20 protein-coding genes are annotated in these 19,108 nt (G+C 71.2%); 9 read left to right on the top strand and 11 right to left on the bottom strand.

Annotated elements, in window-relative coordinates:
- Positions 1-177: 177 nt before the first annotated feature.
- The 3 genes from BJ998_RS42650 to BJ998_RS42640 all read right to left on the bottom strand — a co-directional run bounded on the left by BJ998_RS42650 (position 178) and on the right by BJ998_RS42640 (position 2,792).
- Complete coding sequence (locus tag BJ998_RS42650) at positions 178-1,185, bottom strand: LacI family DNA-binding transcriptional regulator (protein ID WP_184869869.1); 1,008 nt, start codon at positions 1,183-1,185, stop codon at positions 178-180.
- A 34-nt stretch (positions 1,186-1,219) separates the two neighbouring features.
- Complete coding sequence (locus tag BJ998_RS42645; protein ID WP_312890656.1) at positions 1,220-1,960, bottom strand: alpha/beta fold hydrolase; 741 nt, start codon at positions 1,958-1,960, stop codon at positions 1,220-1,222.
- A gap of 67 nt (positions 1,961-2,027) precedes the next feature.
- Complete coding sequence (locus BJ998_RS42640) at positions 2,028-2,792, bottom strand: SDR family oxidoreductase (protein WP_184869867.1); 765 nt, start codon at positions 2,790-2,792, stop codon at positions 2,028-2,030.
- A 101-nt stretch (positions 2,793-2,893) separates the two neighbouring features.
- Between BJ998_RS42640 and BJ998_RS42635 the strand changes: the two genes are divergently transcribed.
- The gene (locus BJ998_RS42635) at positions 2,894-3,739 is read left to right on the top strand and encodes an MmyB family transcriptional regulator (protein WP_184869866.1); all 846 of its coding nucleotides are present in this window, start codon (positions 2,894-2,896) and stop codon (positions 3,737-3,739) included.
- Here the strand turns inward: BJ998_RS42635 and BJ998_RS42630 are convergent.
- The 3 genes from BJ998_RS42630 to BJ998_RS42620 are packed head-to-tail and all read right to left on the bottom strand — an operon-like array spanning position 3,729 to position 6,295.
- Positions 3,729-4,403 (bottom strand): endonuclease/exonuclease/phosphatase family protein, encoded by a 675-nt coding sequence (locus BJ998_RS42630; protein WP_184869865.1) that lies wholly within the window; start codon positions 4,401-4,403, stop codon positions 3,729-3,731. The genes BJ998_RS42635 and BJ998_RS42630 overlap by 11 nt on opposite strands.
- A 9-nt stretch (positions 4,404-4,412) precedes the next feature.
- Positions 4,413-5,027, bottom strand: a complete 615-nt coding sequence (locus tag BJ998_RS42625; protein WP_221339619.1) for a hypothetical protein — start codon at positions 5,025-5,027, stop codon at positions 4,413-4,415.
- Positions 5,024-6,295: an FAD-binding protein gene (locus BJ998_RS42620; RefSeq protein WP_184869864.1), complete on the bottom strand. Its 1,272-nt coding sequence runs from the start codon at positions 6,293-6,295 to the stop codon at positions 5,024-5,026. The genes BJ998_RS42625 and BJ998_RS42620 overlap by 4 nt, the downstream gene beginning before the upstream one ends.
- Before the next feature lie 232 nt (positions 6,296-6,527).
- On the opposite strand from BJ998_RS42620, the gene BJ998_RS42615 reads away from it, so the two are divergent.
- Positions 6,528-7,853, top strand: coding sequence for a ferredoxin reductase family protein (locus BJ998_RS42615; RefSeq protein ID WP_184869863.1), 1,326 nt, complete (start codon positions 6,528-6,530; stop codon positions 7,851-7,853).
- 176 nt (positions 7,854-8,029) lie between these two features.
- On the opposite strand, the gene BJ998_RS42610 is transcribed toward BJ998_RS42615, so the two are convergent.
- Positions 8,030-9,670, bottom strand: a complete 1,641-nt coding sequence (locus tag BJ998_RS42610; protein ID WP_184869862.1) for a glutamate--tRNA ligase — start codon at positions 9,668-9,670, stop codon at positions 8,030-8,032.
- A 68-nt stretch (positions 9,671-9,738) separates the two neighbouring features.
- Here BJ998_RS42610 and BJ998_RS42605 point away from each other — a divergent pair, with 68 nt between their 5' ends.
- Genes BJ998_RS42605 through BJ998_RS42585 form a run of 5 tightly spaced genes read left to right on the top strand, consistent with a single transcriptional unit; the run spans position 9,739 to position 12,919 of the window.
- Positions 9,739-10,632: a class I SAM-dependent methyltransferase gene (locus tag BJ998_RS42605; RefSeq protein ID WP_184869861.1), complete on the top strand. Its 894-nt coding sequence runs from the start codon at positions 9,739-9,741 to the stop codon at positions 10,630-10,632.
- Positions 10,629-11,135: an oxidoreductase gene (locus BJ998_RS42600; RefSeq protein ID WP_184869860.1), complete on the top strand. Its 507-nt coding sequence runs from the start codon at positions 10,629-10,631 to the stop codon at positions 11,133-11,135. The genes BJ998_RS42605 and BJ998_RS42600 overlap by 4 nt, the downstream gene beginning before the upstream one ends.
- Complete coding sequence (locus tag BJ998_RS42595; protein WP_184869859.1) at positions 11,132-11,557, top strand: protein-tyrosine phosphatase family protein; 426 nt, start codon at positions 11,132-11,134, stop codon at positions 11,555-11,557. The genes BJ998_RS42600 and BJ998_RS42595 overlap by 4 nt, the downstream gene beginning before the upstream one ends.
- 13 nt (positions 11,558-11,570) lie before the next feature.
- Positions 11,571-11,927, top strand: coding sequence for a cupin domain-containing protein (locus BJ998_RS42590; protein WP_312890655.1), 357 nt, complete (start codon positions 11,571-11,573; stop codon positions 11,925-11,927).
- Positions 11,924-12,919, top strand: a complete 996-nt coding sequence (locus BJ998_RS42585) for an amidohydrolase family protein (RefSeq protein ID WP_184869858.1) — start codon at positions 11,924-11,926, stop codon at positions 12,917-12,919. The genes BJ998_RS42590 and BJ998_RS42585 overlap by 4 nt, the downstream gene beginning before the upstream one ends.
- A gap of 3 nt (positions 12,920-12,922) precedes the next feature.
- Here BJ998_RS42585 and BJ998_RS42580 read toward each other — a convergent pair whose 3' ends face one another.
- From BJ998_RS42580 to BJ998_RS42570, 3 genes are read right to left on the bottom strand one after another with little or no spacing between them, the layout of a single operon-like run.
- Positions 12,923-13,924 carry a VOC family protein gene (locus tag BJ998_RS42580; protein ID WP_184869857.1) on the bottom strand — a complete coding sequence of 334 codons (1,002 nt, stop codon included), beginning with the start codon at positions 13,922-13,924 and terminating at the stop codon, positions 12,923-12,925.
- The gene (locus BJ998_RS42575; RefSeq protein ID WP_184869856.1) at positions 13,921-14,751 is read right to left on the bottom strand and encodes an alpha/beta fold hydrolase; all 831 of its coding nucleotides are present in this window, start codon (positions 14,749-14,751) and stop codon (positions 13,921-13,923) included. The genes BJ998_RS42580 and BJ998_RS42575 overlap by 4 nt, the downstream gene beginning before the upstream one ends.
- Positions 14,748-16,190, bottom strand: a complete 1,443-nt coding sequence (locus tag BJ998_RS42570) for a bifunctional 3-(3-hydroxy-phenyl)propionate/3-hydroxycinnamic acid hydroxylase (RefSeq protein ID WP_184869855.1) — start codon at positions 16,188-16,190, stop codon at positions 14,748-14,750. Before BJ998_RS42570 ends, BJ998_RS42575 begins: the two co-directional genes overlap by 4 nt.
- A gap of 82 nt (positions 16,191-16,272) precedes the next feature.
- On the opposite strand from BJ998_RS42570, the gene BJ998_RS42565 reads away from it, so the two are divergent.
- Both BJ998_RS42565 and BJ998_RS42560 read left to right on the top strand, forming a co-directional pair.
- Positions 16,273-16,863, top strand: coding sequence for a TetR/AcrR family transcriptional regulator (locus BJ998_RS42565; protein ID WP_184869854.1), 591 nt, complete (start codon positions 16,273-16,275; stop codon positions 16,861-16,863).
- 9 nt (positions 16,864-16,872) lie between these two features.
- Positions 16,873-17,796, top strand: coding sequence for an LLM class F420-dependent oxidoreductase (locus tag BJ998_RS42560; RefSeq protein WP_184869853.1), 924 nt, complete (start codon positions 16,873-16,875; stop codon positions 17,794-17,796).
- 46 nt (positions 17,797-17,842) lie between these two features.
- Here the strand turns inward: BJ998_RS42560 and BJ998_RS46900 are convergent, their stop codons facing one another.
- Complete coding sequence (locus BJ998_RS46900; protein WP_221339618.1) at positions 17,843-19,027, bottom strand: PAS domain-containing protein; 1,185 nt, start codon at positions 19,025-19,027, stop codon at positions 17,843-17,845.
- Positions 19,028-19,108: the final 81 nt, after the last annotated feature.

Below are 19,108 nucleotides of genomic sequence, written 5' to 3'. Positions count from 1 at the left end.
ACGCTTCCCCGCCGGGGAGCGCCGGTGTCGCTGTCGGCCGGAACGGGACAGGGTCCGTTCCGCGGAACTTTCACCCCTGTCCGACCGCCCCCGCCTTCCGACGGGGGCGGGGCCTTCACCGGTGGCGGACAGAGCGGATGTTTCGGCGGAGTTTCCGAACGTAGACGCCGCGCGACCTCAAACGTTGCCGGGGGCGGCGGTGCTGTGCCGGATCACCAGCGTGGTCGCCAGGTCCACCCGGGTGGCGGTGGGCCGCTCGCCGCGGCCGAGCTCCAAGGCCAGCCGCGCCGCGGTTTCCGCCATCGCCACGAGCGGTTGCCGGACGGTGGTCAGCGGCGGCCCGACCCAGCGGGCCATCGGCAGGTCGTCGAAGCCGACCACGCTCAGGTCTTCGGGAACGCGCAGGCCGAGCTCGCGCGCGGCCTCGTAGAGGCCGAGGGCCTGGAGGTCGTTGCCGGCGAACACGGCGGTCGGCGGCTCCGGCCGCGAGAGCAGGTCACGGCCGGCGCTGTAGCCGGACTCGAAGTGGAAGTCGCCCTCCCGCACCAGTTTCAGGTCGACGGGCAGGCCGGCGGTCTCCAGCGCGGCGCGGTAGCCGTCCAGCCGGGCGCGGCTGCACATCATCCGGGACGGGCCGCCGATCATGCCGATCCGCCGGTGCCCGAGGTCGATCAGGTGCCGGGTCGCGGTGAGCCCGCCGAGCCAGTTGTTGGTGCCGACGGCCGGCACGCCCTCGGCCGGGTCGCCGGCCGGATCCAGCACCACGAACGGGATGTCGCGGCTGGCCAGCTGCGTCCGCTGGGTGGCGTCGAGGTCGCTGAGCACCAGCACGACCCCGCTGGGCCGGCGCGCCAGCACGCCGTCCACCCAGGACTGGCCGGGCATCAGCCGACCCGCCGACTCGGACAGCACGACGTGCAGATTCTCCTGCCGGGCAACGTTCTCGACGCCGCGGATGACCTCCATCGCCCACGCGCTCTCCAGCTCGTGGAACACGAGGTCGAACAGCCGCGACGGTGGTCCGCTGGAGCGCCGCCGGTAGCCGTGCCGCTGGAGCAGCTCCTCGACGCGGGCGCGGGTGGCCGGCGCGACGTCGGAGCGTCCGTTGAGCACTTTCGACACGGTCGGCGTGGACACGCCCGCCTCCCGTGCGATCTCCGCCAGCGTCGGGGCGTCACCACGCATGGTCCGGCATGCTACGCGTCGAAACGTTTCGCGATCAGTAGGCCAGCCAGTCCAAGATCGCGGCGGCGAAGTCCGGGCCGGTGAAGGCGCTCCAGTGGTCGCCGGGAACCCGCACGTACCGCGACTCGGGCAGCGCCGCCGCAAGGTCCACGGCGGACGCGTGCCCGTCGTCGCCGTCGCCGACCAGCACCAGCGTCGGCACCTTCACCCGGCCCAGGTCCTCGATCGGCGTCGCCACATGCGTGTCCAGCACGTGCAGCAGCGCGTACGGGTCGGCGCCGAGCTGGTCCAGCCAGCGCGCGGTCCGCTGCCCGGCGGGATCCAGCTCGCCGCCGTCGAGGATCGAGGTCAGCACGCTGCGATAGCCGCCGGTCCTGCTGGTCACTCCCTCGATCGCGTCCAAGCCCTGACCGGCGATGACGGCGCGGCGCGGACGGGCGCCGCGAACCAGCATCCGCAGGGTCACGCGGCCACCCAGCGAGTAGCCGCCGAGGTCGTAGTCGTCGAGGCCGAGGTGCTCGACCAGGGCCAGCATGTCGTCGGCGAGCGCGTCCGGCGGATAGCCGGTCGGATCGTGCGGCCGGGCGCTGTCGCCGTGCCCGCGCAGATCGGGCAGGATCACCCGGTGGCCGCGCTCGGCGATGGCCGCCGCCGGCCCCTGGTCGATCCACTGCGAGCCGAGGCCCATCATGCCGTGCAGCAGCACGACCGGCCGGCCCTCCCCCAGTTCCCGGTACGCGATCCTCAGGCCGTCGAAGCTGCGAAAGTCGGGCACTCGGCGGATTCTGGCACGGAAGATGCCGGCGACGCGTGGGGTTTTCGCGTCGCCGGCCGGCATCGGGCTACTTGCCGTGCGGGTCGGTCCCGTTCAGCGTGGCCACGACCTGGTCGTAGTCGCCGCGGGCCTCGCCGTAGCGGAGGAACTTCACCCGCTCCACCTGGATCTCCTTGGCGTCCGGCTGGGTCTCGATCAGGGTCACGACCTCGGCGATGAACTCGTCGAGCGGCATGGCGTGCTCGTTGTCCTCCTGGCCGGGCATCAGCGGGGTGCGCACCGACGGCGGCTCCAGCTCCAGCACCTTGACGGTGGTGTCGGACAGCTGCAGGCGCAGCGACTCGCTGAGCATGTGGATGGCGGCCTTGGAGGCGTTGTAGCTCGGCGTGACCTTGAGCGGGGTGAACGCCAGGCCCGAGGAGACGGTGACGATGGTGGCGTCCGGGCGGGTCTGCAGGTGCTCGACGAAGGCCGCGACCAGGCGGATCGGGCCGAGCACGTTGGTCGTCACGACGGCCTCGGCCGAGGCGAGGAAGCCCGCCGGCTTGTGCCAGTCCTCCACCTGCATGATGCCGGCCATCGCGATGAGCACGTTCAGCTCGGGGTGCCGGGCCAGCACCTCCTTGGCCGCGACCTGGATGCTGGCCGAGTCCGCGGTGTCGATCTGCACCGTGTCGATCTCGGGGTGCTCGGCGGCGATCTGGTCGAGCAGCGCGGCCCGCCGCCCGCCGATGATGATCTTATTGCCCTTGTCCTTCAGGGCCAGTGCCAGGGCGAGGCCGATGCCGCTGGTGGCGCCGGGGATGAAGATCGTGTTTCCGGTGATGTCCATGGCCTGAAGCCTGCTCGGTTTCGGCGGACGTGTGCAGAGAGCGCATATCGGGGGATCGGCGATCCCTGGCTGGCCGATCGGCCCGGTCCGATACTGGGTGCATGGATCGACCCGCACTGGCCGCGTTCCTGCGCACGCGACGGGAGGCGCTGCAACCCGAGGACATCGGGCTGCCCACCGGCGCACGCCGCCGTACCCGGGGACTGCGCCGGGAGGAGGTGGCGTCACTCGCCGCGATGTCGACCGACTACTACACGCGGCTGGAGCAGGAACGGGGCCCGCAGCCCAGCGAGCAGATGCTGGCCGCGTTGGCCCGGGCGCTGCGGCTGTCCACCCAGGAGCGGGACTACCTGTTCCGGGTCGCCGGACGCAACGCCCCGTCCTCCATCTCGGTCGCCGCGCACGTCGCCCCCGCGCTGCTGCGGGTGCTGGACCGCCTCGACGACACGCCCGCGCTGATCCTGTCCAACCTCGGCGAGGTGCTGGTGCAGAACCGCATGTCCAAGGCCCTGCTCGGGGACCACACCGGGCACACCGGGCATGCCCGCAGCGAGATCTACCGCTGGTTCACCGACCTCGACCAGCGCAAGGTCTATCCCGAGGACGATCGTGACCGGCAGAGCCGGGCCCTGGTCGCCAACCTTCGCGCCGCCTACGGCCAGATGGGCCCGAAGTCGCGGGCCGGCGAGCTGGTGGCAGTGCTGTGCAAGGCCAGCGCCGAGTTCGCCGAGCTGTGGGAACGGCAGGAGGTCGCGCAGCGGTTCGTCGACCACAAGACGCTGATACACCCCGAGCTGGGACCCATCGAAGTGGACTGCCAGGCCCTGTTCACCGAGGACCAGTCGCAGGCGCTGCTCGTGCTGACCGCCGCGCCGCGGTCCGAGGGGTACGAGAAGCTGCAGCTGCTCAACGTGCTCGGCAACGAGCGCTTTCCGGTCAGTAACTGATCGTCGCCCGCACCGGGTTGTGGTCGGAGAGGCCGTCCGCGTTGAGCACCTGCGCGTTCGTGGCCGTCGCGCCGTGCACGATCACGTGGTCGATGACCTGCCTGCCGCGGGTGGGCTCCCCCGGCGGCAACTCGGCGGCGCCGAAGTCGTCGCCCAGGACGGCCAGCACCGTCTCGGCGTCGGCGTTGAAGTCGCCGAGCAGCACGGCCGGCGCGGGCGCGAGCGCCGCCAGCCTGGTCAGTTGGCCGACGCGCTTCCGGCCCCAGCTGACGTGCGTGGCGACGACCGTCAGGCCCTCGACGGTGATCGCGAGCGCTCCCTTGCCGCCGTCGTCCGGGAACGCCTCCTGCGAGAGCTCCCGGCTCGGGCCGTTCACCAGCAGCACCAGGTATTCGGCGTCGTCCGTGAGCTGGGAGGTCGTCACCCTCGGGCGCGGGAGCCGCGGGTACCGCATCGCGTGCACCGTGCGGCCGGTCTCGCGCAGGGCCGCCAACTGGTCGCCGCTGACCTCCTGCAGCGCGATGACGTCCTCGGTCAGCTCGGCCACCCGGTGCGCGATCGCGGCGACCCGCTTCGCCTCGTCCGGCCAGTTGCCGGCCACGTCCTCGCCCCAGTTGTCGGCGTGGATGCGGTGCAGCACGTTCCAGGTCGCCACGGTGATCACACCACGATTTTAGTGACGGGCCGACTCGTCGACCTGCACCGGATAGCCGGCCCGGAGCACCGTGACCGTGGACGGCGGGGTGATCACCGTGGCGGTGCCGGCCGTCGGCCGCCGCTTGCGGCCGAGGTAGCCGGCCCGGGTCCACAGCGCCAGCGAGCCGTCGACGACGAGCGCCGGCAGCGCGTCCACCAGCACAAACGTGCCATCGGGCAGCCCGGCCCACGGCAGGTCGTGGAACCGCCGGGTGTGGGTGCCGCGGATGATGCGCTCGCCGTGCAGCTGGCGGTTCATCTCCGTGGCGGACGGCCGGTGGCCCACGGCATCGGCCCAGGCGTCCCGGTAGGCGACGTAGCTGGCCCGCCGGCATTCTCCGCACGGCCGGTGGCCGGCGGCGAACGACACCGCCTCGTCGTGGAAGTAGAGGTGCGTCCACCGGTTCGGCAGCCACTGCTCCCGCCACCGCCCCTTGAACTCCAGCGCACACGTGATCCACAGGTCGCCGGCGTGGAACCGCACGATCTCCCGGCCGCGGTGGATCACGCCGCGGTTGCCCGTCCACGCCCCGCGCAACGGAAACGCCTCGATCTCCCCGGTCGGCGTCACCCGGTTCCGCTGCGGGCTCACGGGAAGATGCCCTGTCCGCGGTTGAGGATGCCGGCCGGGTCGTAGCTGGACCTGGCGGCACGAAGGAATTCCCAGTGCGGGCCCCAGTGCGCCTGCCAGCCGGCGTGGTCGAGGGGCACGGAGGCGAAGGGGTAGAGGGTGCCGCCGGCGGCGAGGGCGAGACCGTACACGGCGCGGTTGGCGGCGAGCATGGCGGCGGAGTCACCGTCGTCGTCGGCGTAACGGAAGACGCTGAACTGGAAGGGCATCGGGTCCTCGGGGACGCGCAGGAGCGGGGTGTTGAAGACGGACCGCTGGATGGGATAGACGAGGAACCCGCCGGCGGTGCCGACCTCGGCCAGCGGCCGGGCCAGCGAGGCGTCGACGGCTGCGTCGATGGCGGTGTGGGGCAGGAAGACGGTGCACCAGGGGCGGGGTTGGACGCGGCGGCTGAGGGTGGCCAGGAACTCGTCCTCGGTGCCCAGGCGGTTGAGGAAGTCGAAGTACGACACGGTTTCCGACCGGATGATCTCGCCGCCGCCGGGCACGGCGAACTCCTCCGCCCCGAAGGAGACGGCCTCAAGGACGTGCGACCAGCCGCCGTCCTGGACGATGAGCCCCTCGACGTGGTCACACTGTCCACTGAGGACCAGATCCCGCTGGGCGGCGTTCAGGGCGGCGGTGTCGGGGTAGCGGATCTTGCGGTGGAGGACGGTCGGCGGGGCCGCCACCAGCTTGATCGTCGCCCGGGTGATGATGCCGCACTGGCCGAGCCCGCCGAGCACGGCCCGGAACAGGTCCGTCCCCGGTGAGCAGGTGACGATCTCGCCGGCGCCGGTGACAACCTCCAGTTCGAGCACGTTGTCGGACTGCGCCCCGTGACGATGGCTGGTGCCGCCGATGCCGCCGAGCGAGAGCGTGCCGCCGACGGAGAGATCGAGGAAGTCGGTGATCACGGGTGGCGTCAACCCGTGCGGCAGAGTCGCTTCCAGCACGGTCCGCCACGAGGCGCCGCCGTCGATGACGGCGTAGCCGGGCTCGACCCGGTGCACGGTGCCCAGGCCGGCCATGTCGATCACGACGCCACCGTCCACAAGCGACTGGCCGTGCGTGGAATGCCCGCGCCCACGGGCGGTCACGGGCCTGCCGGAGCGGATGACCTCGGCGATGTCGGCGGCCGCACCCGGCACCAGCACCGCGTCCGGCCGGCGTCGGATCATCCCGCCGAAGTCCGACGACACCCTGGTCAGCGCCGCGCTGTCGGTATGCAGAACCCCACTTTCACCCACCGTTGAACCGTAGCAACGGCTGGTGATCGCCGAGGGCGTTCGGACCGTGACGGCGGGAATCCGCGACATCGAAAGTTTCGCCGATCGGGTGGTGACCGAGGACGCCGAGCACGTCACGGGCTGGGTTCCACGCGGCGACCGGTCCCCGGCGAGGAAAGATCTTGGTCGCGGGGTGAACCGGGGGCGGCGCCGGTTCGTGTGTGCTGGCGTACCGATTCCCCGGGAGGACCCCGTGACCACCACTCAACACCGTCCGGCCGTGGCGCCGGCCGCCAAGCCGGACCGCCGCTCGACGGCGCGCGTGGCGCTGCTCGCGGCGCTCGGCGTGAACGTGCTGATCGTCGCCGCGCTGGTGGTGGCGACCGGGGCGTCACCGAACATCCTGATCACGCTGGAACGAATCGCCGGGCTGGTGGCGGGCCTGCTGATGGCCTTCCAGTTCCTGCTCATCGCCCGCCTGCCGTGGCTGGACGAGCGGCTCGGCATGGACCGGCTCACGTCCTACCACCGCTGGAACGGCATCGGTCTGATGTGGACGTTGCTGGCGCACGTGGTGCTGATCGTGGTCGGCTACGCCGAGCTCGAGGCCCACGACGTGATCTCCGAGGTTGTTGTCCTGTCCGACACGTTCACCGGCGTCTTCCTGGCGATCATCGCCTTCCTGCTGGTGATCGTCGTGGGCGCGACCTCGGCCCGGATCGCGCGGAAGCGGCTGCCGTACGAGACGTGGCACGCGATCCACCTGCTGACCTACGCGATCGTGGCGCTGGCGTTCACGCACCAGTTCATCTCCGGCACGACGATCGCGTCCACCGGCGGCCGCATCTACTGGATCCTGTTGTGGGGCGCGGCGATCGGCGTGCTGATCACCGGTCGGGTGATCCGCCCGCTGCTGCGCAACCGCCGCTACCAGCTGCGGGTCGCGGGCGTGGTCGCCGAGTCGCACAACGTCGTCTCCGTCTACATCTCCGGCCGGAACCTGCACGAGCTGCCGGCACGGGCGGGCCAGTTCTTCGTGTGGCGTTTCCTGGCCAAGGGCATGTGGCACCGCGCCAACCCGTTCTCGCTGTCGGCCGCGCCGGACGGCCGCTGCCTACGCCTGACCGCCAAGGCCGTCGGCACCGCGAGCGCCGCCCTGCGCGACCTCAAGGTCGGCACTCGCGTCTACGCCGAGGGTCCGTACGGCGCTTTCACCACCGCCAACCAGGTTCACCCGCACGCCCTGCTCATCGCCGGCGGCGTCGGCGTGACGCCGATCCGCGCGCTGCTGGAGGAGATCCGCGGGCACGTCGTGGTGTTGTACCGGGTCCGTGACGAGCGGGATGCCGTGCTGCTGGACGAACTCCGCGCCCTGGCGCCGGTGGTCCGTGTCCTCAGTGGACCGTCGGCCGGGCAGTTCAACCCGGAGAGCCTGCGTTACATGGTCCCGGACATCTGGGCCCGCGACGTGTTCGTCTGCGGCCCGGCCGCCATGACCAACGCCGTCCTGGCCAGCGTGCGGGCGTTGAAGGTGCCCGAGCGCCAGGTGCACGCCGAGAAGTTCAGCCTGGCCGGCTGACCACCGGCATGACCCGCGCAGGGTCCAGGCGGGACTCGGCCCGCGGCGACATCAACCCGTTGCCGCTGGGCACGTCACGAGACCCTCCGCGGACACCAGCTCGGCCGTCGCGGGGCGAACGCTAGAACGCGTTCGCCCCGTGCGGAAGCCGCCGGCCTGCCAATCTCCGCCGGGTTTCAGCCAGCCACGTGGCCGATGCGGCGCAGCACCTCGTCGGCGCCGAGGGTGGTGGCCACGGCGTGCAGGTCGGGGCTGCGGGTGGAGCCGGTCAGCGCGACCCGGATGATCTGCGAGGCCTCGCGGATCGAACCCGGGTAGGCGTCCGGGTTCTTCTTGTACTCCTTGGCGTTCGGCGCGAAGCCGTGCTTGGCGGCCAGCTCCCGGATCTGGCCGAACCACTCCTGGCCGTCGTCGAGGTGCTGGTAGCCGGCGGCGAAGTCGGCGGCGAAGGCCCGCGCCAGCGCCGGCTCCACGCCCTGAATCCGCTCGTCGGACGCCGTGACCAGGGTGAACAGCTCCGGGAAGAAGAAGCCGTACGCGGTGCGGAAGTCGGACCACTTGCGCAGGTCCTTGCGCGGGTTGTCGACGCCCTCGCGCTCCACGGCCAGCGCGGCCAGCGCCAGGTCGGGGTTGGCGTCGAGCACCGGCACCAGGTCGGCGTCGTGGGTCAGCGCCCACTCGCGCACGGCGGCGAGGATCTCGGCGCCGGTCAGGGTGGCGATGTGGTCGGCGCTGATGTCGTCCAGCTTGGCCATGTCGATCAGCGGCCCGGCCACGCCCATCTCGTCCAGCTTGATCGGCGCGTCCAGCGCCTCGGCCAGCGGCATCTCGGCGATGCGCCCGTTGGCCAGGCCCTTCAGGTAGTACAGCACCGCCTTGGCCGGGTAGCCCTCGGCGATGTAGAAGTCGACCGAGGCCTCGGGGTCCTTGCGCTTGGACAGCTTGCGCTTGCCGCCGGAGATCTGCTTCATCAGCGGCGCGATGTGCGCGTACGTGGGCTGCTCGAAGCCGAGCGCGGCGAACAGCTGCAGGTGGGTGGGCACCGAGGAGATCCACTCCTCGGCCCGGATCACCAGGTTCACCCGCATCAGGTGGTCGTCGACGGCGTGCGCGAAGTGGTAGGTGGGCAGCCGCACCGGGTTGGCCGAGGACTTGAGGATGACCACGTCGTTGCGGTTGTCCTCGTGCTCCAGCCGGCCGCGGATGGCGTCGGTGAACACGGCCCGGCCGTCGACCTGGCCCGGCGAGCGGAACCGCACCACGTACGGCGCGCCCTCGTCCAGCTTGGCTTGCACGTCGGCGTCGTCCCGGTCGCGCCAGATGGCCCAGCCGCCGTAGTAGCCGGGCGGGATCTTGCTGGCCTCCTGCCGGCGGCGGATGTCGGCCAGCTCGTCCTCGGTGGCGAAGCACAGGTACGCCTTGCCCTCGCGCAGCAGCTCCCGCGCGTAGGTCAGGTAGATCTGCTCGCGCTCGGACTGCAGGTACGGGCCGTAGTCGCCGTTGCCCTCGGCCTCGTCGGCCGGCAGACCGAAGTAGTCGAAGGCGCGGGTGAACTGCTCGACCGCCCCCTCGACCTCGCGGGCCTGGTCGGTGTCCTCGATGCGCAGCAGGTAGCGGCCGCCGGTGCGGTGCGCGATGTCACGGTTGATCGCGCCCACGTAGAGCGCGCCGATGTGCAGCCAGCCGGTCGGCGACGGCCCGACCCGGGTGACCTGGGCGCCGTCCGGGAGCTCCCGCTGCGGGTAGCGCTGCTCCCAGTGCGCCGGCTCGGGCAGATCGGCGGGGAACAACGCGTCGATGACGGCACGGTCAAGCATCGGGTCTCGGTCTCCAGCACGCAGGTCAACAAGTGTGCCCCAGGCTAGCAGCGCTAGTGTTGCCGGCCGTGGCGGTGCTGGAGATCTCCGACCTGGTGGTGGCCTGGGATCCCCGCAGCGGGGAGCAGCTCCCGGTCCGCCGCGACGACGTGCTGGCGACGCTGCGGGCGGCGGGCGACGCCAGGGCGGCCCGGATCGTCGAACGGATGCCGGTGGCCGGCGAGTTCCTGGATCAGCGGGCCGTGAACCGGACGCTCGTCCGCGTGCACACCGAGCTGCAGCGGTTGAACGAGGAGCTGCACATGGCGCAGCGCTTCGCCGAGCTGCTGCGGCCGATGCTCGCCGCGACGGGCGTGCGCCGGCCCCGGGTGGTGGACATCGGCTGCGGCCTGGGCTTCGTCCTCCGGTCACTGGCGGCCTCGGGCCTGCTCGGCGCGGACGTGGAACTGGTCGGCGTGGACGGCAACCGCGCCCTGGTCGACGAGGCGGCCAGGCTCGCGGCGGCGGAAGGGCTGCCGTGCCGGTTCGTCTGCGGGGACGCGTTCGCGCTGGACGAGGACGCGACCGTGTACCTGTCGAACGGCGTGCTGCACCACTTCCCCGCCGCCAGCCTGGCCGAGTTCTTCCAGGCCCAGGACCGGCCGGGCACTCACGGCTTCCTGCACTACGACATCGCCGCGACGCCGCTGGCGCCGTTCGGGGCGTGGCTGTTCCACCGGGCCCGCATGCGGGAGCCGCTCGGCCGGCACGACGGCGTCGCCTCGGCCCGCCGCGCGCACGGCGACGACGTGCTGCTGTCGGCCGCGCGGCAAGCGGCCGGCCTGGACGCGTTCCTGTTCGAGCCGATCCGGTTCGCGAACCCGTTCTGCGCCGCGATGCGGCCGGTGCTCGGGCTACGGCCGGAGCTCACCGACGGGTTCCGCCGGGCTCTCGGCCGGCGGGCGCGGGGGTTGGTCGCGTGACCGTCGCCGTGTCCCTGGTGCTCCTCGCCCTGGTCGACGCCGCGTTCGCCGGCTTCCGGGCGGCGACCGGCCGCAATGCGCGGATCCGGAAGCGTCGCTACTACGCGCGGGCCGCCGCTCGGGGGCTGGCTCTGGGCGCGATCGGCATGGCCGTTACCGCCACGGTGATTCTGGTGCCGCTCGGGGACCGGTTCGACGACCTCGTGGTTGCCGGCGTTCTCATGGGCCAGGTGCTGCTGCCGTTCGCCGCCGTGGTCGTGCTGTCGATGGTGGCGTACTGGCTGCTGCCGATGCGTGAGAGCACGTTTGTCATCCTGGTCGGCCTCGGGCCGTTCACGCTGGTCCGCCCGCTGGTCGTGGTCGCCGCCGTGGTGTGGGCCGGGCTCGGCACCGACGACTGGCTGGTCCGCCTCGACGCCGTCGTGGCGGCCGCCGCCGTGCTCGCGGTGGAGCCGCTGACGCACCACCGCTGGTATCGCGCCCCGATAGGCTCCGTCGGATGACGTGGGAACCCGACACGCCCGGTCTGCTGCGATTGCCGTCGGGGCGGCTGGTTCGCGGGCGTGGCCTCCGTAATCCGCTGCCGCCCGGGCCGACGCCCGAGTTCGGGCTCTATCTCCAAGGGGCCGATCCGGGCGCGATGGGGTGGGACAGCCGGTGGGTCCGCTGGCCCGACTTCTGGTTGCCGACCGACCGGGCGGGTTTCGCGCAGGCGTTGACCGAGCTGTTGGAGCGGGCTGCGGGCGAACGGGTGGAGATCGCCTGCGGCGGCGGGTTCGGCCGCACCGGAACGGCGTTGGCCTGCCTGGCGGTGCTGGACGGCGTGCCGGCCGACGAGGCCGTCGCGTACGTCCGCGAGCACTACTCGCGACGAGCCGTCGAGACCCCGTGGCAGAAGCGGTTCGTGGCCCGGTTCGGAGGGTGACCATGGACGAGGAGTGGTTCTACCAGTCCGCGGCGACATGCACATCAACCTGCAGACCGACGAAGGTGTGGTCACGCAGCACGTCCGCGAGGGCGAGATGTGGCTGCTGCCGCGCAACACGCCGCATTCCCCGCAGCGCCCCGATCCCGGCTCGGCCGGTGTCGTGATCGAGCGCATCCGCGAGGAGGGGGTGCTGGAGAAGTTCCAGTGGTACTGCCTGAACTGCAACCACCTCGTGCACGAGGTCGAGTTGCAGGTGCGGGACATCGTCGTCGACCTGCCGCCGGTGTTCGAGCAGTTCTACGCTGACGAGACCGTCCGCAAGTGCGACAACTGCGGCGCCGTGCATCCCGGAAAGGCGGCCCGATGAGCGTCATCGACGTCCACACCCACTACGTGCCGGCGCAGTGGCCGGCGCTCGGCTGGGACGACGCGCCGTGGCTGCGGGTGGACAGCGCCCGCGAGGCGACGATCATGGTCGGCTCCGCTGAGTTCCGGCGCATCCAGTCCAACTCCTGGGACCACACGGTGCGGTTGGCCGACATGGGGGCCGACAGCGTCGACACCCAGGTGGTCTCCCCCACCCCGGTGTTCTTCTCCTACGACCGGTCGCCGCGGGAGGCGCTGCGGATCGCCGAGGTGTTCAACGACGCGGCGTTGGAGCTGACCGCGCCGTCGAACGGGCGGTTGATCCCGTTCTGCCAGGTTCCGTTGCAGGATCCCGATCTGGCCTGTCGGGAGCTCGACCGCTGCCTGGACAACGGGCATCGCGGCGTGGAGATCGGCAACCACGTCGGCGACCGCGACCTCGACGACGAGGGCATCGTCCAGTTCCTGCAGCACTGCGCCGACCGGGGCGCGCCGGTTTTCGTGCACCCGTGGGACATGCCGGCCTCGCCGCGGCTGAACCGCTGGATGGCCCAATGGATCACGGGTATGCCGGCCGAGACGCACCTGTCGCTGGTGGCGATGGTGCTCGGCGGCGTGTTCGACCGGGTGTCGGACGATCTTCGCATCTGCTTCGCCCACGGCGGCGGCTCGTTCGCGTTCTGGCTGGGCCGGTTCGAGAACGCCTGGCACCAGCGGCACGATCTGCTCGGCACCTCCGAAAAGCCGCCGTCGGCCTATGTCGGGCGGTTCAGTGTGGACAGTGTCGTGTTCGAGCCGGCGGCGCTGCGGCTGCTGGTGGACACGCTCGGCGTCGACAACGTGATGACTGGCAGCGACTACCCTTACCCGCTCGGGGAACGGCCGGTCGGCCGGGTCGTCCGCGAGTCGGACTTCCTGTCCCAGCCGGACAAGGACAAGATCCTCGGCGGGAACGCCGCGAAGTTCCTGTCCTTGCCGGTGGCCGTGGCCTGACGATCATTCGTCCGGGATGCCGGCGCCGCTGAGCGCCGGCACCGTCTCCTCCCGGTGTCGCAACGACTGCGCGGCCCGGGCGAACTGGGCCAGCTTGTCGATCACCGTCTGTCCGACCGGCTGGTGCCCCCAGATGCTGATGCTCTGGTGGGTCGCCGGTTCCCAGGTGGACTCGTCGACGACGATCGGGTTCCAGCCCACCTCCCACTCGAAACCGGAGGGGCTGCGGGCATAGAAGGACAGTTCCCGGTCGTTGGTGTGCTGGCCGACCGACAGCGCCATGCCGAAGCCGAGCTCCTGGACCCGTTGGTACGCCAGGAGCATGTCGTCCAGGTTGGCGACCTGGATGTTGAGGTGCTGGATGCGGGTGCGGATCGGGTTCACCTTGAGGCCGCCGGTCGCGGCGACGGCGACGGAGTGGTGCCGGCTGTTGACCCGCAGGAACCGGATCTTCAGCTTGACGCCGCTGATGGTCTCGTCGACGTAGTCGGTGAGCCGGGCGTCGAACACCGTGTTGTAGTAGCCGCGGACCTTGTGCGGCTCCATGGTGGTCACCGCGATGTGCCCCAGGCCGCCCTCGCCGGTGACGAAACCCTTGACCGGCTTGGGATCCACCAGCGGCGTCGTGAAGATCTCCTGGGTGAGCCCCTTCGGCCCGGGGAACCGCCACAGCCGTTCCACGCCGCGTTGCGCGGCCTCGTCGGGCGTGCCCTCGGTGACGGGAACGCCCCGGTCCACAACCCGGGCCAGGATCCGGTCGAACGTCTCGTGATCGTCGATGTGCCAGCCGAGGGCGACCGCGTCCTCCGCCGGCCCGTAGTTCAGCAGGAACCGGCACTGCCGCTCGTCCAGCCGGAAACGCATCGTGCCGTGGTCCAGGGTGTCGAGGTGCATGCCGATGGCGTCGACGCCGAACCGCCGCCACTCGGCGAACTTCCGCGTCTCGATGACGATGTGCCCCAGGTGCACGTTGCCGAAGACGGAGTTCACGCTGTGTCGATTCATTCTGGACACCCCACGAAGTCGGCGACCATCCGGTTGAACCGGTCGGCTTGCTCCCACTGCACCCAGTGGCCGGTGTTGGCGAACAGCATGAGGTCGCAGTTCGGCATGAGCCGGGCCAGGGCCACGCCGCCGGACGGACGGTTCACCTTGTCCTTGGTGCCCCACAACACCAGCGTCGGCACGTCGAGCCCGCGCAGCCGGCGGTCACAGGTGAGATCCATCCGGAACAGCGTCTTGGCGTTGGACGGCCGGCGCAGCGGCGGATTGGCGATCACCTCGGGATCCAGGCTGGCCCGATACCGTTCGTCGATCATCGATTCGCTCACGGAAGCGCCGTCGAAGACCAGGTACTCGCGGATGAAGGTGGCCAGCTTCTCCCGGCTGGGCTCCGGGTAGTAGCCGAGCAGACGCCGCAGGCCTTTTGTCGGGACTGCGCGGGTCGTGCCGATGCCGCCGGGGCCCATCAGCACGAGCCGGTCGACGCGGCTGGGCGTGTCCAGGGCGAGCCGCAGCGCCGCGGACCCGCCGTAGGAGTTGCCGACCAGCGTGGCGGAGTCGATGCCCAGCGCGTCGAGCACGCCGCGGACGGCGTCGGCCAGCGAGCCGAACGGATCCTCCTGGTCGATGGTCTTGCTGGACCGACCGTAGCCGGGCAGGTCGGGCACGATCACCCGGAACTGCTTGGCCAGGACGTCGATGTTGGCCTTGTAGGTGGGGACTCCGGAGGCGCCGGGCCCGCCACCGTGCAGCAGCACGACCGCCGGACCGGCGCCGGTCTCGGCCAGGAAGATCTCGTGGCCGCCGGCCTTGATGGTGTGCTCGTTCATGCCGTTCGCTTCCTGCTGGAGTGGACAAATCCGTCCGGCCGCACGGTGATCTGCTCGACCTTGTGCTGGCTCAGCCACGCGATGAGCGCCCCGGTGATGTCGACGACACAACCGGGACGCGGCGGCGAGCCGGGCGGCAGGACGGTGACGGCGTCGGGCTGTTCCGCGAGACTGAACACGGTCCAGCCGCTGGTCAGGTCGTCGAGTCGGCGACGAGCGCCGACGCCGTCGAGCACCCACGGCTGCGGGATCTTGTGCCCGGCACCGGGGCTACGGGTGAAGAACCCCTGTGCGTAACGGGGCTCGGGAACCCAGCTCTGCCGCATCAGCTGCCGCCGGAGCCAGGGGCTGCGGCCGAACCGGCGGAACACGGCGTCACGGGCCGCGGTGATCGCGGGTCGGCGTTCGGTGATTACGCGTCCGACCAGCGCCGCGCGGCGCATGGTGGCCCGGACGTGGGGTTTGCGCTCGGTTTCGTACGAATCGAGCACGGTGTCGGAGAGTTCCCCGCTGAGGACGCCGGCCAGTTTCCAGCACAGATTGGCGACGTCCCGCACGCCGGCGGACATGCCCTGCCCGATCCACGGCGGCATCGCGTGCGCGGCGTCGCCGGCGAGGAAGACGCGCCCGACACGCCAACGGGCGGCGACCCGCACGTGGTGGCTGTAGACGACCGCGCGGAGGACCTCGACGTGCTCGTCGGTGATGCCGTGGCGGTTGAGCAGCCGCCAGACGTCGGCGACGAGGTGCTGCTCGGTCTCGCCCGGCAGCACGGGGAATTCCCAGCGGTGGTGGCCGAGCGGGGTCGGGCAGTCGACGGCCGGGCGGCTGGGGTCGCAGTGGAATCTGAGGTGGTCGTGGCCCGGCCACTCGCGTTTGACCCTGGTGTCGACGACCACCCAGCGGTCCTCGTAGGTGCGGCCGTCGAAGCTGATGCCGAGCCGGGTGCGGATCGGGCTGGAGCCGCCGTCGGCGGCGATCAGATAGGAAGCGCGCTCGATGCCCTCGGCCAGCTCGATGTCCACGCCGGTGGGGTCTTGTTTGATGCCAAGGCATTCCTGGTCGAGGCGGACGTCAACGTCGGGGAACCGCTTGACGCCCTGGCGGAGGGTGGCCTCCAGGGCGGGTTGGTAGAGGAACAGCTGCGGCGGATGACCATGGCCGCGCGGCGTGAAGGCGGCCTCGTAGAAGCACCTGCCGTTGTGGTCGACGAAGCTGATCGGGCGGTCGGCGAGCATGTCGCGGGTGAGCTCGTCGGCAAGGCCGACGCCCTGCCAGACGCGCACGACCTCCTCGTCGGTGGAGATCGCCCGGGCGCGGGCGTAGACCTCGGCGTCACGCTCGACGACCAGCACCTTCAAGCCGAGGGCGCCGAGCAGGTTGGCGGCGGTGACGCCGGTCGGGCCGTACCCGACGACGGCGACGTCGTAGTGGGACACCGGACCTCGTTCCTGTAGCGATCACTCCAGTAATTACTGGAATGGTCGCTACAGTAAGCTGGGTTGTCAAGGAGGTGGGCGGATGAGCACCGAGCGGAAGCGGCGCGCCAACGGCGAGGAGTCGCGGCGGCGGATCCTCGACGCCGCGGCGGAGGTCGCGGGCGAGCGCGGCTACGACGGCACCAGCATCGCGCAGGTCAGCGCCCGGTGCGGGCTGCCGGTGAGCTCCATCTACTGGCACTTCAAGGACAAGGACGAGCTCATCGCGGCCGTCATCGAGCGCAGCTTCGAACAGTGGCTGACGGCGTTCGACGCCGAGGGTGAGGACGTCCCCGAACTGGTGGTGCGGATCGGCGAGGCGCTGGTCGCGACCCCGGACTTCCTTCGCCTGGGACTGATGCTCGCCCTGGAGCGGCGTCCCCACGAGGCGAGCGCGCGTCGGATGTTCCTGCAGGTGCGGGCGACGACGCTGGAGCGAATCGCTTCGACGATCCGGGAACACGCCCCCGAGCTGGGCGACGAGGCCGTACGACTGCTGGCGCTGTACACGATGGCCGCGGTGGACGGGTTCTTCGTGGCCCACGAGATCGGCGGGGATTCGGTCGATCTGGGCGCATTGTTCGCGCTGCACGGGCGAGTGCTCGTGGACGCCGCCCGCCACCTGTCTGCCTAGGATGGCGACATGGATCTGAGGATCTTCACGGAACCCCAGCAGGGCGCCACCTACGCCGACCTGCTGCGGGTCGCCAAGGCCAGCGAGGCCGCCGGGTTCGACGGCTTCTTCCGCTCCGACCACTATCTCGCCATGGCCGGCGACGGGCTGCCCGGCCCGACCGACGCGTGGACGACGCTGTCCGCGCTGGCCGTGCAGACCGAGCGCATCCGCCTCGGCACACTCGTCACGTCCGGCACGTTCCGGCTGCCCGGCCCGCTCGCGATCGCCGTCGCGCAGGCCGACCAGATGTCCGGCGGCCGGGTCGAACTCGGCCTCGGAGCCGGCTGGTTCGAGGCCGAGCACACCGCGTACGGCATCCCGTTCCCGCCGCTGGGCGAGCGCTTCGACCGGCTCACCGAGCAGCTGGAGATCATCACCGGCCTGTGGTCCACGCCGGCCGGGCAGACCTTCTCCTTCCAGGGCAAGCACTACACGGTGGCCGACTCGCCCGCGCTGCCCAAGCCGCTCGCACCGATCCCGGTGATCGTCGGCGGCAAGGGCGCGCGCCGCACGCCGGCGCTGGCGGCCCGCTACGCCACCGAGTTCAACGTCCCGTTCACCCCCATCGACGAGGTGGCCACGCAGTTCGACCGGGTCGCGCAGGCCTGCGTCGACGCCGGCCGCGACCCGGCGGAGATCGTCCGCTCCTGCGCGCACACGCTGGTCCTCGGCAAGACCGACGCCGAGGTCGAGAGCCGGGCGGAGGCACTCGGGCTGCGGACGGCCGACCCGGCGGCGAACCCGCTGGCCGGTTCGCCCGCGCAGATCGTCGACCAGATCGGGCGGTGGCGCGAGCGCACCGGGATCACCCGGCTCTACGTGCAGGTGCTGGACATCAGCGACCTCGGGCAGTTGGACGTCGTCGCGTCCGACATCGCGCCCCAGCTGTAGGTGGGCGTCGAGCGCCAGGAACCGAGGCGCCCGGCGTCGCCCGCCGCTAGGTGAGCACTCCCGGCCGCCGGGCGAGCACGTCACGGGCGACGTCGACCGGGCGGCGAAGGCTCGTGTGGGCCACCTGGTTCACCACTGCCTTGGCGGCTTCGATGGTGATTCCCCTTGTGGCGGCGAGAAAGCCGACCGCCAGGTTGATGTCGTCCTCGTCGCCGGCGGCGGCCAGCCGGTCGATCACGTCGTTGTCGGTGTCGGCCAGCACCAGCACGGTGGCGATGTCAGCGAACGCCTCCGCGTCGACCGGCGGGCTCACGTGACCGCGGCTGTACAGCGTGAGGGCACCAACCGCGAATGTGGCCGTGTGCAACGGATACGCGAACACCGCCGCCACGCCGAGACCGAGGGCCGCCTCGGTGTACGCGGGCCAGCGGTGGCCGGCGCGTTCCAGGTCGGGCAGTAGGACCGGCTCGCCCGTGGCGAAGGCCTGCAGCGCCGGCACCCGTCCGATGATCACCTGAAGTTCCTGCACCCGGCGGGCCCAGCGGTCGCTGGCCGTGAGCAGACACTGCACTGATCCCCCGCTGTACAAGGTGATCACGGCGCCGTCGATGCCGGGCAGCTCCTCGACGGCGGCCGCGCACAGTGCGTCGACGCACCGGCCCGCGCGGGCGTCGTGGGTCAGGCGGTGCCAGAGCCGGTCCCGCCTGGACTGACTGGCGCTCGACTGCGACGCCGCCCGCTTGTACCGGGCAGCGGAGAGCATCGCGTGCCGCACGATCGCCCCGGGCCGCCGCAAGCTCCCGGCGTGATCGAGGATGTCGTGCACGGTCGTGATGTCCTCGACGTGGTGCAGCACCCCGATGACCCGCCCGTCGCCGTCCACCAGCGGCGAGTTGACCGGGCACCACACCTTCACCCGGAAGGACGAGGGATCCTCGGGGTCGGGGATGTCGTAGCGCTGCACGCCCATGTCGTGCGGCACGCCGTGGCGCAGCACCCGCTCCAGCGAGGAGCCGAGCCGGCGCACCCCGTCGGCGGCGGGGTCGCCCGGGTTGTCGGGGAAGGCGTCGAACACGAACGCGCCGGTCAACTCGTCCGGGTGGCGGGCGGTCGCGCGGAGATAAGCGGGGTTCGCCGCCTGGATCCGCAGGTCGCGGTCCAGCAGGAGGTAGGGCGCGGCGGTCACCGCGAACACCTGGCTGCCGGCTGCTGCTCTCAGCACCTCGTGCACTGGCACTCACCTCGCCGGTATGCGGCGGCCAGTATGCGCCGGGACAAGCCGTTCGTCGAGGCGGCAAGTTCGATGAAACAC

Source organism: Kutzneria kofuensis (assembly GCF_014203355.1).
GTDB lineage: Bacteria > Actinomycetota > Actinomycetes > Mycobacteriales > Pseudonocardiaceae > Kutzneria > Kutzneria kofuensis.
The sequence above is the reverse complement of the archived record's forward strand: the minus strand, read 5'-3'. Positions and strand labels throughout refer to the sequence as shown.